10 protein-coding genes, 4 tRNA genes and 1 rRNA gene are annotated in these 14,912 nt (G+C 45.6%); 13 read left to right on the top strand and 2 right to left on the bottom strand.

Annotated elements, in window-relative coordinates; genetic code table 11:
- The 5 genes from atpA to glmU all read left to right on the top strand — a co-directional run bounded on the left by atpA (position 1) and on the right by glmU (position 5,834).
- On the top strand, positions 1–1,542 hold the full coding sequence (atpA, locus tag G5S32_RS14805) for a F0F1 ATP synthase subunit alpha (protein WP_165312668.1): 1,542 nt from the start codon (positions 1–3) through the stop codon (positions 1,540–1,542).
- A gap of 43 nt (positions 1,543–1,585) precedes the next feature.
- Complete coding sequence (gene atpG, locus G5S32_RS14800; protein WP_165312667.1) at positions 1,586–2,452, top strand: F0F1 ATP synthase subunit gamma; 867 nt, start codon at positions 1,586–1,588, stop codon at positions 2,450–2,452.
- Positions 2,453–2,486: 34 nt separating this feature from the next.
- The gene (atpD, locus tag G5S32_RS14795) at positions 2,487–3,890 is read left to right on the top strand and encodes a F0F1 ATP synthase subunit beta (RefSeq protein WP_165312666.1); all 1,404 of its coding nucleotides are present in this window, start codon (positions 2,487–2,489) and stop codon (positions 3,888–3,890) included.
- Positions 3,891–3,908: 18 nt separating this feature from the next.
- Positions 3,909–4,331: a F0F1 ATP synthase subunit epsilon gene (locus tag G5S32_RS14790; RefSeq protein WP_042489563.1), complete on the top strand. Its 423-nt coding sequence runs from the start codon at positions 3,909–3,911 to the stop codon at positions 4,329–4,331.
- Between the two features lie 141 nt (positions 4,332–4,472).
- Positions 4,473–5,834, top strand: a complete 1,362-nt coding sequence (gene glmU, locus G5S32_RS14785) for a bifunctional UDP-N-acetylglucosamine diphosphorylase/glucosamine-1-phosphate N-acetyltransferase GlmU (protein ID WP_165312665.1) — start codon at positions 4,473–4,475, stop codon at positions 5,832–5,834.
- Positions 5,835–5,897: 63 nt separating this feature from the next.
- On the opposite strand, the gene fadA is transcribed toward glmU, so the two are convergent.
- Together fadA and fadB are read right to left on the bottom strand one after the other, a co-directional pair.
- A complete protein-coding gene (gene fadA, locus G5S32_RS14780; protein ID WP_165312664.1) occupies positions 5,898–7,061 on the bottom strand; it encodes an acetyl-CoA C-acyltransferase FadA in 1,164 nt (387 codons plus the stop codon).
- Between the two features lie 24 nt (positions 7,062–7,085).
- Positions 7,086–9,275, bottom strand: a complete 2,190-nt coding sequence (gene fadB, locus G5S32_RS14775; RefSeq protein ID WP_165312663.1) for a fatty acid oxidation complex subunit alpha FadB — start codon at positions 9,273–9,275, stop codon at positions 7,086–7,088.
- 215 nt (positions 9,276–9,490) lie between these two features.
- Here fadB and G5S32_RS14770 point away from each other — a divergent pair, with 215 nt between their 5' ends.
- From G5S32_RS14770 to G5S32_RS14735, 8 genes are all read left to right on the top strand, one after another.
- Positions 9,491–10,114 carry a YigZ family protein gene (locus G5S32_RS14770; protein WP_165312662.1) on the top strand — a complete coding sequence of 208 codons (624 nt, stop codon included), beginning with the start codon at positions 9,491–9,493 and terminating at the stop codon, positions 10,112–10,114.
- Between the two features lie 33 nt (positions 10,115–10,147).
- The gene (locus G5S32_RS14765) at positions 10,148–11,605 is read left to right on the top strand and encodes a TrkH family potassium uptake protein (protein ID WP_165312661.1); all 1,458 of its coding nucleotides are present in this window, start codon (positions 10,148–10,150) and stop codon (positions 11,603–11,605) included.
- Between the two features lie 23 nt (positions 11,606–11,628).
- A complete protein-coding gene (hemG, locus tag G5S32_RS14760) occupies positions 11,629–12,153 on the top strand; it encodes a menaquinone-dependent protoporphyrinogen IX dehydrogenase (RefSeq protein WP_165312660.1) in 525 nt (174 codons plus the stop codon).
- A gap of 453 nt (positions 12,154–12,606) precedes the next feature.
- Positions 12,607–14,149 (top strand): 16S ribosomal RNA (locus G5S32_RS14755).
- A gap of 66 nt (positions 14,150–14,215) precedes the next feature.
- Positions 14,216–14,291, top strand: a tRNA-Glu gene (locus tag G5S32_RS14750).
- A 37-nt stretch (positions 14,292–14,328) separates the two neighbouring features.
- Positions 14,329–14,404 (top strand) — tRNA-Lys (locus G5S32_RS14745).
- Between the two features lie 17 nt (positions 14,405–14,421).
- Positions 14,422–14,497: transfer RNA gene (locus tag G5S32_RS14740), tRNA-Ala, on the top strand.
- Between the two features lie 18 nt (positions 14,498–14,515).
- Positions 14,516–14,591, top strand: a tRNA-Val gene (locus G5S32_RS14735).
- The last annotated feature ends 321 nt before the right edge of the window (positions 14,592–14,912 follow it).

Genomic DNA, 14,912 nt, shown 5'->3' with positions numbered 1-14,912 from the left:
ATGCAACTTAATTCCACGGAAATTAGCGATCTAATTAAACAGCGTATTGAATCATTCAACGTTGTTAGTGAAGCTCGCAATGAAGGTACTATCGTATCGGTAAGCGATGGTATTATCCGTATTCATGGCCTTGCGGACGTGATGCAAGGTGAAATGATTGAATTACCGGGCGGTCGTTATGCACTAGCACTTAACCTTGAGCGTGACTCAGTGGGTGCGGTTGTAATGGGCCCATATGCTGACCTTAAGGAAGGCATGAAAGTTACAGGTACTGGTCGCATTCTTGAAGTACCAGTTGGTCCAGAACTACTAGGTCGCGTAGTGAATACACTAGGTGAGCCTATCGATGGTAAAGGCCCAATCGAAGCTAAATTAACTTCACCTGTAGAAGTGATTGCACCAGGCGTAATCGACCGTAAATCGGTAGATCAACCTGTACAAACTGGTTATAAGTCAGTTGACTCAATGATCCCAATCGGTCGTGGTCAGCGTGAGCTTATCATCGGTGACCGTCAAACTGGTAAAACAGCGATGGCGATCGATGCAATCATCAACCAGAAAAACTCTGGTATTTTCTCTATCTACGTAGCAATCGGTCAGAAAGCATCGACTATCGCAAACGTAGTTCGCAAACTAGAAGAGCATGGCGCACTATCGAACACTATCGTTGTGGTTGCATCTGCTTCTGAATCTGCAGCGCTACAATACCTAGCGCCATACGCAGGTTGTGCGATGGGTGAATACTTCCGTGATCGCGGTGAAGACGCACTAATTGTTTATGATGATCTATCTAAACAAGCGGTAGCTTACCGTCAGATCTCTCTACTACTAAAACGCCCACCAGGCCGTGAAGCATTCCCGGGTGACGTTTTCTACCTCCACTCTCGTCTACTAGAGCGTGCTGCTCGTGTAAACGAAGAATACGTAGAACGTTTCACTAACGGTGAAGTGAAAGGTAAGACAGGTTCTTTAACTGCACTACCTATCATCGAAACACAAGCTGGTGACGTTTCAGCATTCGTACCGACAAACGTAATCTCTATTACCGACGGTCAGATCTTCCTACAAACTGAGCTATTCAACGCGGGTGTTCGCCCAGCGGTTGACCCAGGTATCTCAGTATCTCGTGTAGGTGGTTCTGCGCAAACGAAGATCATCAAGAAACTATCAGGTGGTATCCGTACAGCACTAGCTGCATACCGCGAACTAGCGGCTTTCGCTCAGTTCTCTTCTGATCTTGATGAAGCGACTAAGCGTCAGTTAGACCACGGTCAAAAAGTTACTGAACTGATGAAGCAGAAACAATATGCTCCAATGTCAGTGTTTGACCAAGCTCTAACTATCTTTGCAGCAGAGCGTGGCTACCTAAAAGATGTAGAACTGTCAAAAGTTCTAGATTTTGAGGCGGCTCTACTATCGTATGCTCGCGCTCAGTACGCAGATTTTGCAGCTGAGATCGACAAGACGGGTGCTTACAACGATGAGATCGAAGCTCAGCTTAAGAAGCTAGCAGACGATTTTAAAGCAACCCAAACTTGGTAATAAGTCGGTGGCAGTCTCTGCCACCAACTAATGGAGAGTAACGATGGCCGGCGCAAAAGAGATACGTAATAAAATCGGTAGTGTTAAAAGCACGCAGAAAATTACGAAAGCGATGGAAATGGTAGCAGCTTCAAAAATGCGTCGCTCTCAAGACGCAATGGAAGCTTCTCGTCCATACGCTGAAACAATGCGTAAAGTGATCGGTCATGTGGCTAACGCAAATCTAGAGTACCGTCATCCGTACCTAGCTGAGCGTGAAGCTAAACGTGTTGGTTATATCATCGTTTCTACAGATCGTGGCTTGTGTGGCGGCTTGAACATTAACGTGTTCAAAAAAGCTGTAACAGATATGCAAGCTTGGAAAGCAAAAGGTGCTGACATTGAGCTAGCGGTAATCGGCTCTAAAGCAACGGCTTTCTTTAACAACAGTGGCGCAAAAGTCGTCGCTCAGGTTTCTGGTCTTGGTGACTCACCAAGCTTGGAAGACCTGATCGGTTCTGTTGGCGTAATGTTGAAAAAATACGATGAAGGTGAATTGGACCGTCTATATGTGGTTTACAACGAGTTTGTAAACACCATGGTTCAGCAACCAACGATCGATCAATTGCTACCTTTGCCTAAATCGGAAAGCGAAGAGATGCAGCGTCCGCATTCATGGGACTACATCTACGAGCCTGAACCAAAACCTCTACTGGATACGCTTCTTGTGCGTTACGTAGAGTCTCAGGTTTATCAAGGTGTAGTTGAGAACCTTGCTTGTGAGCAAGCGGCTCGAATGATTGCGATGAAGGCTGCAACTGATAACGCAACTAACTTGATTGAAGATTTAGAACTTGTGTATAACAAAGCCCGTCAGGCTGCGATCACACAAGAACTATCGGAAATCGTTTCTGGTGCGGCAGCGGTTTAAGCTTAGGTAAAACAAACAGTTTAGAGGATTAACGATGGCTACAGGTAAGATCGTACAGATCATTGGTGCGGTAGTCGACGTAGAGTTCCCACAGAGCGAAGTACCTAGTGTTTACGATGCTCTGAACGTTGTGGATTCTAAAGAGCGTCTAGTTCTTGAAGTTCAGCAACAGCTTGGCGGTGGCGTAATTCGCGCAATCGTTATGGGTAGCTCTGATGGTTTACGTCGCGGTTTGGCAGTTGAAAACACTGGCGCTCCAATCTCAGTACCAGTAGGTACTAAGACACTAGGTCGTATCATGAACGTACTTGGTGATGCGATTGACGAGCGTGGTGAAATCGGTGCGGAAGAGCTTTACTCTATCCACCGTGCAGCGCCAAGCTACGAAGAGCAATCAAACGAGACAGCTCTTCTAGAAACAGGTGTAAAAGTAATCGACTTGATTTGTCCATTCGCTAAGGGTGGTAAGATCGGTCTATTCGGTGGTGCAGGTGTAGGTAAGACCGTTAACATGATGGAACTTATCAACAACATCGCACTACAACACTCTGGTCTATCAGTATTCGCGGGTGTTGGTGAACGTACTCGTGAAGGTAACGACTTCTACTACGAGATGCAGGAAGCGGGTGTTGTAAACATCAACGAACCTGAGAAATCGAAAGTAGCAATGGTTTACGGCCAAATGAACGAGCCACCAGGTAACCGTCTACGTGTTGCACTGACTGGTTTGACTATGGCTGAGAAATTCCGTGATGAAGGCCGTGACGTACTGCTGTTTATCGATAACATCTATCGTTACACACTTGCAGGGACAGAGGTTTCAGCACTGCTAGGTCGTATGCCTTCTGCAGTAGGTTACCAACCTACTCTTGCTGAAGAAATGGGTGTTCTTCAAGAACGTATCACTTCAACTCGTCAAGGTTCTATCACGTCTGTACAGGCGGTATACGTACCTGCGGATGACTTGACTGACCCATCTCCAGCAACAACGTTCGCACACTTGGACGCAACAGTTGTACTTAACCGTAACATCGCAGCTATGGGTCTATACCCAGCGATCGACCCACTAGATTCGACTTCACGTCAGCTAGATCCATTGGTTGTTGGTCAAGAGCACTATGATGTTGCACGTGGTGTTCAGCAAACGCTTCAGCGTTATAAAGAGCTGAAAGACATCATTGCGATCCTAGGTATGGACGAGCTTTCTGAAGGCGATAAGCAAGTTGTATCTCGTGCACGTAAGATTGAGCGTTTCCTAACTCAACCTTACCACGTAGCGGAAGTATTTACTGGTGACCCTGGTGTATACGTTCCTCTTAAAGAAACACTACGTGGCTTTAAAGGTCTACTAGCTGGTGACTACGACGACATTCCAGAGCAAGCGTTTATGTACTGCGGTACTATCGACGAAGCTATCGAGAATGCGAAGAAGCTATAAGGCTAACTAGGAGGCGATATGGCAGCAATAACCTTTCATCTAGACGTTGTAAGCGCAGAGAAGAAAATCTTCTCAGGTCGTGTTGAAACGTTTCAGGTGACCGGTAGCGAAGGTGAACTTGGTATTTTCCATGGTCACACACCGCTGCTGACCGCTATTAAGCCTGGTATGGTGCGTATAGTGAAACAACACGGCCACGAAGAAATTATTTATGTTTCTGGTGGTATTGTTGAAATTCAACCTGGTACAGCGACTGTACTGGCTGATACAGCAATTCGTGGTGAAGATCTAGATACAGCCAAGGCTCAAGAAGCCAAACGTCGCGCTGAGGAGAAAATCCAGAATCAGCATGGCGATATGGACTTCGCACAAGCGGCCAGTGAACTGGCTAAAGCCATTGCTCAGCTACGAGTAATTGAGCTGACTAAGAAACGTCGTTAATTTTTATTAACACGTTTTATGAAAAGGCGACCATTGGTCGCCTTTTTTGCTTTATTTTTGCGAAACTCATCTCAAACGATTAACACCCTTGTTCTAAGCCGCTAAAATACAATCAGTTGGTTATCAATATATAGGCTTAAAATGAAATTTAGCGCTGTAATTCTCGCTGCGGGTAAAGGTACTCGCATGCATTCTAATATGCCAAAAGTTCTTCATACTCTTGCCGGAAAGCCGATGGTGAAACACGTGATTGATACGTGTAACAGCTTAGGTGCACAAAATATCCACTTGGTTTACGGCCATGGCGGCGATCAAATGAAGCAAGCTTTGGCAGAAGAAAACGTCAATTGGGTGTTGCAAGCGGAGCAATTGGGGACAGGTCATGCGGTTGATCAGGCTTCTCCACAATTTCAGGATGATGAGAAGATCCTCGTTTTATACGGTGATGTTCCATTGATCTCTGAGGAAACCATTGAAAGTCTATTGGATGCTCAACCAAATGACGGCATTGCTCTGTTAACCGTAATACTGAAAAATCCAACAGGCTATGGACGTATCGTACGTAAACATGGTCCTGTGGTCGCGATTGTTGAGCAGAAAGATGCTACTGAAGAGCAGAAACTCATCAAAGAAGTGAATACAGGTGTAATGGTGGCGACAGGGCGTGACCTAAAACGTTGGTTGTCAGGTTTAAATAATAATAATGCCCAAGGTGAGTACTATCTGACTGACGTTATCGCTGCGGCTCACGAAGAAGGTCGAGCAGTTGAAGCAGTACATCCTTCAAGTGCTATTGAAGTGGAAGGGGTTAACGATCGTATTCAACTGGCTCGTCTAGAGCGTGCTTTCCAAACTCGTCAGGCAAATCGTCTATTAGAGCAAGGTGTGATGCTGCGCGATCCATCTCGTTTTGATCTACGTGGCGAACTGCAATGTGGCATGGATGTCGAGATTGACGTTAACGTTGTTATTGAAGGTACAGTATCGATTGGCGATAACGTTATCATCGGTGCGGGTTGTATTCTTAAAGACTGTGAAATCGACGACAATACAGTGATTCGCCCTTACAGCGTCATTGAAGGAGCGAGTGTCGGTGAAGATTGTACCGTTGGTCCATTTACTCGTCTTCGTCCTGGCGCAGATCTGCGTAACGATGCCCACGTTGGTAACTTTGTTGAAGTGAAAAATGCACGCATTGGTGAAGGTTCTAAAGCCAACCATTTAACTTACATTGGTGATGCTGAAATTGGTCAGCGTGTTAACGTGGGTGCTGGTGTGATTACCTGTAACTATGATGGTGCAAATAAGTTTAAGACTATCATTGGCGATGATGTATTTGTAGGCTCGGATTGCCAGCTGGTGGCTCCTGTCACTATCGCTAACGGAGCGACAATCGGTGCCGGTACCACATTAACTAAAAATGTCGCGGAAGGTGAGTTAGTGATCACTCGCGCTAAAGAGAAGAAAATTTCAGGTTGGCAACGTCCGACCAAGAAAAAATAAAAAGAAAAGCCAGCTAAATGCTGGCTTTTTTAATGCTATTTAAAGACGAAACATGATTGGATGTTATGGACGCTCGAAAATTGTGGCGATACCTTGCCCTAAGCCAATACACATCGTCGCTAGACCGTATTTCGCCTGCTTCGCTTCCATCAGGTTAATCAGCGTGGTTGAAATGCGAGTACCGGAACAGCCTAATGGGTGGCCTAGCGCTATTGCGCCGCCATTAAGGTTTACCTTCTCATCCATTTTATCCAACAAACCTAAGTCTTTGGCACAAGGCAGAGACTGAGCTGCAAAAGCTTCGTTCAGTTCAATCACATCAATGTCTTCCATTGACAGGCCTGCGCGTTTTAGTGCTTTGTGGGTTGCTGGTACCGGACCATAACCCATGATAGATGGATCGCAACCTGCAATAGCCATTGATTTCACTTTGGCGCGAATAGTCAGTCCTAACTCCAGCGCTTTTGCTTCACTCATGATCAGCATTGCTGAAGCGCCATCAGAAAGTGCAGAAGAAGATCCCGCGGTTACTGTACCATTAACTGGGTCAAAGGCTGGGCGAAGGGCTGATAAGCCTTCAGCGGTCGTTTCAGGACGAATCACTTCATCGTAATCAAGGGTAAACAGCGTACCATCTTCAGCGTGTGCCTCTGTTGGTAGAATTTCATTTTTGAATCTTCCTTCAACGGTCGCGGCATAAGCTCTTTGATGTGAACGAGCAGCAAATGCATCTTGTTGTTCGCGGCTAATACCGTGCACTTTACCCAGCATTTCAGCGGTTAAACCCATCATACCCGCTGCTTTTGCTACGTTCTTTGATAGTCCTGGGTGGAAATCCACTCCATGGTTCATCGGTACATGGCCCATGTGCTCTACACCGCCCACTAAGCAGATCTCAGCGTCACCTACCATGATAGAGCGAGCGGCGTCATGCAGTGCTTGCATCGATGAACCACATAAGCGGTTAACTGTCACAGCACCAATTTCGATTGGCAAACCTGCTAACAGCGCAGCGTTGCGCGCAACGTTAAAACCTTGCTCTAGGGTTTGTTGCACACAACCCCAGTAGATGTCTTCTATTTCACTTGGGTTAACTTGTGGGTTTCTTGCTAGCAGCCCTTTCATCAGATGAGCAGAGAGATCTTCAGCTCGCTGGTGGCGAAATGCTCCGCCTTTGGAACGTCCCATAGGGGTGCGAAGGCAATCAACAATCACTACGTTATTCATTTTGTTATTCCTTTTCCAAAGTGGTTACAGTGAGCTAGCCTGCTGTGAGCCTTTTTGTTGCGAACTATAAAAGAAGGTTTCACTTTTCTCAGCCATATCTATTAGGCGTTGAGGTACTTGATAAACCGCACCTAAATGCTGATGTTTTTTCGCCATTTCTAGGTAAGTACTTAGACCAATACTATCTAGGTAACGGAACACACCACCACGGAATGGAGGGAAACCTAAACCATAAACCAGTGCCATATCGGCTTCTTGCGGAGAAGCAATGATGTTTTCTTCTAGACAAAGCACCACTTCATTGATCATTGGAATCATCATGCGCTCGATGATGGTTTGATCATCAAACTCAGTACCAACACCACATACTGTTTGTAGCAGTGCAACAACGCTGCTATCGAAGGCTTTCTTCGGCTTACCTTTTTTATCGACGGTGTATTGGTAGAAACCACTACCGTTTTTCTGTCCGTATTTCTGCGCTTCAAATAGCGCACTTATCGCATCTGGCCCTTGTTTAGCCATACGAGAAGGGAAGCCTTGTGCCATCACTTCTTGGGCATGATGGGCAGTATCTAGACCAACCACATCTAACAAGTAAGCAGGTCCCATTGGCCAACCGAATTGACGTTCCATGACTTTATCGATTTGTGTGAAGTCGCCACCATCACGCATCAATAGGCTAAAACCTGCAAAGTATGGGAATAGGACGCGGTTGACGAAAAATCCCGGGCAGTCATTAACCACAATTGGCGATTTACCCATTTTTGCCGCGTAAGCGACAACGCGGTTAATGGTGTCTTCAGAGGTATGTTCACCTCGAATGATTTCAACCAGAGGCATGCGGTGTACTGGGTTAAAGAAGTGCATACCACAGAAATTTTCTGGGCGTTTAAGCGATTTCGCCAATAAGTTAATTGGAATGGTTGAGGTATTTGACGTGATCACTGTGTCTGCAGAAACTTGTTGTTCCACCTCACTCAGCACTGCCGCTTTTACTTTTGGGTTTTCAACCACAGCTTCAACAACAACATCGGATTGTTCAATACCAGCGTAATGTAGCGTTGGTGAAATAGAGGCGATGACAGATGCCATCTTAAAACCATCGATCTTGCCGCGTTCAAGCTGTTTGTTGAGTAGCTTAGAGGCCTCTGTCATACCCAAATCAAGGGAAGATTGAGCGATATCTTTCATCGTTACTGGTACGCCTTTCGACGCCGATTGATAAGCGATACCGCCACCCATAATTCCTGCGCCTAAAACAGCCGCTCGTTGGGTCTCTTTTGATGCTGACTTAGATGATTTTTTCGCAAGTCCTTTAATGTATTGGTCATTAAGGAAAATACCTACAAGAGCTTGCGCCTCTTGAGATTTCGCAAGAGTAATAAAATGCTTACGCTCAATGTCTAGAGCCGGCCCCCGTTCGCAGTTGGCTGCTTGTTCGATGGTTTTAACCGCCGTCATTGGCGCTGGGTAGTGAGTACCTGCTACTTGGGCAACGACACCTTTAGCTATCGTAAAGCTCATCATCGCTTCAACTTTGCTTAATGTTAGCGCTGACGTTTTTTGTCTGCGGCGAGCTTGCCAGTTAATCTTTTCATTGATGGCTTGCGTCAATGTTACGATCGCAGATTCTGCTAGCTTGTCGCTTTCTACAACTGCGTCGAGTAAGCCCAATTTTAGTGCTTCGTCTGCTTTACACGCTTTGCCTTGAGTAATGATTTCCATTGCGCTGTCAGCGCCGATGATTCTTGGTAGGCGAACCGTGCCACCGAAGCCTGGCATTATGCCTAATTTGGTTTCTGGTAAACCAATGCTGGTGGTGTTGTCACCAATGCGGAAGTCTGTAGCGAGTACGCACTCACATCCGCCGCCAAGGGTGAAGCCCTTTAATGCGGAGAGTGTTGGTACTGGTAAGTCTTCCAACTTGTTAAATATGTTGTTTGCAAAAACAAGCCACGTATCAAGTTCAGCTTCTGGCTTTGCAAATAGTCCTAAAAACTCTGTAATGTCGGCACCGACAATAAATGAGTCTTTATCCGTGGTGAGTACAACACCTTTTAAACCTTGATGAGTTTGGAGAGCATCAAGAGCCTCGTTTAGCGAGTTCAAAGTGCTGAGGTCGAGCTTATTTACAGAGTGCGGAGAGCAGAAGCTTATTTCTACGATACCGTTCTCTAGTTCCTTTACCTGTAGGGTTTCGGCTTGGTAAATCATTGTCTATCTCCTTGACATACAACCGAAGGATTGTGTGTGAGAGTTTTTGTTGTATTTAGTTTCTGGTGTGACCAGTAGTTTCAGTTTGAACGGCAGAATCTATATTTTCAATACATTTTTTAAACAACTGTTTAACATTGTGTGCTAATACCAATCCTGAGCACATTTTTAGGGCTCGTGATACACTTAGTCACCCTTATGATTTTGTGAAAGTTATGAACGTTCGACCTTATTTGATTCCCAACGAACCGGTTATCTTTGAAGAAGAGATAAAAAAGAGCCTGTTTATTACTTATCTTGCCCATACTCCAACGAGTGAAGCGGCTAAGGCGTTTGTGGAACAGATAAAGCAGAAGCATTCGGATGCTAGACATAACTGCTGGGGCTTTGTTGCAGGCAGGCCTGAAGATTCTATGCTTTGGGGGTTCAGTGACGACGGAGAACCATCAGGTACAGCAGGTAAGCCTATATTATCTCAGTTGTCTGGTTCTGGGGTTGGCGAAATTACAGCGGTTGTCACTCGTTATTATGGTGGTATTCGTCTGGGAACTGGCGGGTTAGTGAAAGCATACGGTGGTGGTGTGCAACAAGCGCTTAAGCTGCTTCAAACTATTGAGAAAAAAATCACCACAAATTTGCACCTAAGTTTAGACTACGGTCTGGTTCCGCTCGCTCAGTCTATTATCAAACAATTCGACGGAACAGAAGTCGACGCTCAATACGGTTCAAACGTGGAATTGGATGTGGAGCTAGAAGTTCTTCATGTTGAAGATTTCACTCAAACTATCATTAACCGAAGCGGTGCAAAGATTATTGTTACCGATTTAAACAATACATAGGAACTAAGAAGCCCGGCTTCATTTTGTCTATCAATGCAATTTCGTTCAATTATCCGAATTGTCGGGCTGTTGCTCGCGATATTTAGCTTTTCGATGCTAGCTCCAGCGCTGGTCGCTTTGATCTATCGTGATGGTGCTGGTGTACCTTTCGTTTCTACTTTCTTTGCATTGTTGTTTTTTGGGGCGGTGCTTTGGTTTCCAAACCGACGTTATAAACATGAACTAAAGTCAAGAGATGGCTTTCTGATCGTTGTTTTGTTTTGGACGGTAATCGGTAGTGCTGGGGCAATGCCTTTTTTACTCTCTGATAACCCGAGCGTATCAGTGACCAATGCTTTTTTTGAATCTTTTTCTGCATTAACTACTACAGGGGCAACCGTTATTGTTGGCCTTGATGAATTACCTAAGGCTATTTTATTTTACCGCCAGTTCTTACAGTGGTTTGGTGGTATGGGTATCATTGTTTTAGCGGTTGCTATCTTACCTGTACTTGGAATCGGTGGTATGCAGCTCTATCGTGCTGAAGTGCCAGGGCCAGTAAAAGATACCAAGGTTACCCCTCGCATCGCAGAGACAGCGAAAGCGCTTTGGTATATCTATCTGAGCTTAACCATCGCTTGTGCCGCAGCATTCTGGCTGGCGGGAATGACGGTGTTTGATGCTATCTGTCATAGTTTCTCTACTATCGCTATTGGCGGTTTCTCTACTCATGATGCCAGCATGGGCTATTTCGATAGTTATGCAATTAACCTGATCACGGTTGTTTTCCTATTAATCTCGGCTTGTAACTACACGTTGCATTATGCTGCGTGGGCTACAGGTGGTGTTCATCCTAAGTATTATTGGAGAGACCCTGAGTTTCGTGCCTTCATGGTGATTCAAGTAATCCTATTTGTGGTTTGCTTCTTAATGCTGCTTAAACACCATACGTATGATTCCATTTATGACGCGTTTGATCAGGCGATATTCCAAACGGTGTCTATATCAACAACAGCCGGATTTACCACTACTGGGTTTTCCGAGTGGCCGCTGTTTTTACCTGTTCTTCTGCTATTTTCATCTTTTATCGGTGGTTGCGCTGGTTCAACAGGCGGTGGGATGAAAGTGATTCGCGTGCTATTGCTTACATTGCAAGGTGCACGTGAAATGAAACGTCTTGTCCACCCAAGAGCAATCTACTCAATTAAGCTGGGGGATAGCGCTCTATCACAACGTGTTGTTGACGCGGTATGGGGATTTTTCTCTGCATACGCTTTGGTGTTTGTGGTTTGTATGCTTGCAGTTATTGCGACAGGTATGGATGAGCTCAGTGCTTTCGCTGCTGTTGCTGCCACGCTGAATAACTTAGGTCCGGGGTTAGGAGAGGTTGCTGTCCATTTTGCTGACATTAACGATAGTGCCAAGTGGGTGCTGATTGTCTCCATGTTGTTTGGCCGTTTAGAAATATTCACTTTATTAATTTTGTTAACACCTACGTTCTGGCGTAGCTAGGGTTACTCACATTGGGAGATAGCGTGAAAGCACTTCTTTTATATTCGACCCGTGAAGGTCAGACAAAAAAAATCATGCACAACATCGCTCAGCAGTTAAATGGTTATGATTGCCAATTTGTCAATTTGCATGAATGTCAGGTAATGGACTTAACGCAATATGACAAAGTATTGATTGGTGCTTCTATTCGCTATGGCAAATTGAACACAAAGTTGTATCAGTTCATCAATGCCCATCAACAGCAGCTCAAAAATGTTAAGGCAGCCTTTTACTGCGTCAATTTGACGGCTCGTAAAGCTGACCAAGGTAAAGATACGCCAGAAGGGAGTGTTTATATAAAGACGTTTTTGAAGAAGTCACCTTGGCAACCTTCACTAATCGGGGTTTTCGCTGGAGCGCTTTATTATCCTCGTTATCGTCCTCTAGACAGAATGATGATTCGTTTCATTATGAAACTCACAGGTGGTGAAACGGATACAAGCAAAGAAATTGAGTATACCGACTGGGGAAAAGTGTCCTTATTCGCTAAAAAGTTTGAAAAATTGTAAAGAAAATAATCAATTAAGAGCTGTGATGGCTCTTTTTTGTTCGAACGATAAAAAACTTCAAAAAGTTTGCAAAAAAACTATTGCCAATTCTGATCATCTCCCTATAATGCCGCCTCGCTGACACGGGAACAGTTCGTAAGAAATGCAACCAGTTAGCCGGTTTGTTAACTAGCATCAATTAACGATGAAAAAGTTTTAAAAAAGTGTTTGACACTGAAACTTAACTAGCTAAAATAGCCGTCCGTTTTGAGAGGAATGCCTTTGAAAACGTAGCTCTTTAACAATTTAAACCTATCAATCTGTGTGGGCACTCGTTGATGAAAATCAATTAGATTCTTCGGAATCAAATTTAGATTTCAATGAACTGAGTGACCAATTTGATACTTCGGTATCGAGCACAGTCAATTCACTATCGAAAGATAGAATCAGTATTCGTTGAGTCGACAAAATCTTAAATTGAAGAGTTTGATCATGGCTCAGATTGAACGCTGGCGGCAGGCCTAACACATGCAAGTCGAGCGGCAGCACAGAGGAACTTGTTCCTTGGGTGGCGAGCGGCGGACGGGTGAGTAATGCCTAGGAAATTGCCCTGATGTGGGGGATAACTATTGGAAACGATAGCTAATACCGCATGATGCCTACGGGCCAAAGAGGGGGACCTTCGGGCCTCTCGCGTCAGGATATGCCTAGGTGGGATTAGCTAGTTGGTGAGGTAAGGGCTCACCAAGGCGACGATCCCTAGCTGGTCTGAGAGGATGATCAGCCACACTGGAACTGAGACACGGTCCAGACTCCTACGGGAGGCAGCAGTGGGGAATATTGCACAATGGGCGCAAGCCTGATGCAGCCATGCCGCGTGTGTGAAGAAGGCCTTCGGGTTGTAAAGCACTTTCAGTAGGGAGGAAGGCAGTGTCGTTAATAGCGGCATTGTTTGACGTTACTTACAGAAGAAGCACCGGCTAACTCCGTGCCAGCAGCCGCGGTAATACGGAGGGTGCGAGCGTTAATCGGAATTACTGGGCGTAAAGCGCATGCAGGTGGTTTGTTAAGTCAGATGTGAAAGCCCGGGGCTCAACCTCGGAATAGCATTTGAAACTGTCAAGCTAGAGTACTGTAGAGGGGGGTAGAATTTCAGGTGTAGCGGTGAAATGCGTAGAGATCTGAAGGAATACCGGTGGCGAAGGCGGCCCCCTGGACAGATACTGACACTCAGATGCGAAAGCGTGGGGAGCAAACAGGATTAGATACCCTGGTAGTCCACGCCGTAAACGATGTCTACTTGGAGGTTGTGGCCTTGAGCCGTGGCTTTCGGAGCTAACGCGTTAAGTAGACCGCCTGGGGAGTACGGTCGCAAGATTAAAACTCAAATGAATTGACGGGGGCCCGCACAAGCGGTGGAGCATGTGGTTTAATTCGATGCAACGCGAAGAACCTTACCTACTCTTGACATCCAGAGAAGTCGACGGAGACGTTGATGTGCCTTCGGGAACTCTGAGACAGGTGCTGCATGGCTGTCGTCAGCTCGTGTTGTGAAATGTTGGGTTAAGTCCCGCAACGAGCGCAACCCTTATCCTTGTTTGCCAGCGAGTAATGTCGGGAACTCCAGGGAGACTGCCGGTGATAAACCGGAGGAAGGTGGGGACGACGTCAAGTCATCATGGCCCTTACGAGTAGGGCTACACACGTGCTACAATGGCGCATACAGAGGGCAGCGAACTTGCGAGAGTAAGCGAATCCCAAAAAGTGCGTCGTAGTCCGGATTGGAGTCTGCAACTCGACTCCATGAAGTCGGAATCGCTAGTAATCGTGAATCAGAATGTCACGGTGAATACGTTCCCGGGCCTTGTACACACCGCCCGTCACACCATGGGAGTGGGCTGCAAAAGAAGCAGGTAGTTTAACCTTCGGGAGGACGCTTGCCACTTTGTGGTTCATGACTGGGGTGAAGTCGTAACAAGGTAGCGCTAGGGGAACCTGGCGCTGGATCACCTCCTTACGTAAAGATTCTCTTGATGAGTGTCCACACAGATTGATTAGGTTTAGAAAGTAAGAGTATCTTAGTGTCCCGTTCGTCTAGAGGCCTAGGACACCGCCCTTTCACGGCGGTAACAGGGGTTCGACTCCCCTACGGGATACCAATTCCACTTCTTTTTCGTAAAGAAAGGGAATAAAAGGGGGTCGTTAGCTCAGTTGGTAGAGCAGTTGACTTTTAATCAATTGGTCGCAGGTTCGAATCCTGCACGACCCACCATTATTGCTTCAAGTTATGGGGTTATAGCTCAGCTGGGAGAGCGCCTGCCTTGCACGCAGGAGGTCTGCGGTTCGATCCCGCATAGCTCCACCATCTTGAAAGTGAAATAATGGGCGATTAGCTCAGTTGGGAGAGCACCTGCCTTACAAGCAGGGGGTCACTGGTTCGAACCCGGTATCGCCCACCATTTTTAAGTGTTTTTGAAAAAAGAATCTTTAAAAATGGTTTTCGTAAACTCTTTGTTTATAAAAACTCTTGCTCTTTAACAATTTGGAAAGCTGACAAATAACGATTTTGTTCTTTTTATAGAAAGTATCGTTATTTATTAAAAGTTCTCAAATCCTATATCTCTTAGAGATGTAGGTACCAATACACATTCAAGTGTTCTTGGGAATAACGAAAGTTATTCATATTTGAGTCCGGCAAAATCGAAATGTCTCTCGCTCATTCAAATAATGAGAGACAACTAAACCTTGGTTGTTTGCCATATAAGACCTCTTGGGGTTGT

It is taken from the genome of Vibrio ziniensis, from assembly GCF_011064285.1.
In the GTDB taxonomy this organism is placed as follows: Bacteria; Pseudomonadota; Gammaproteobacteria; order Enterobacterales; family Vibrionaceae; genus Vibrio; species Vibrio ziniensis.
Note: the sequence above shows the minus strand (reverse complement) of the source record. Positions and strands in the feature narration are given on the sequence as shown.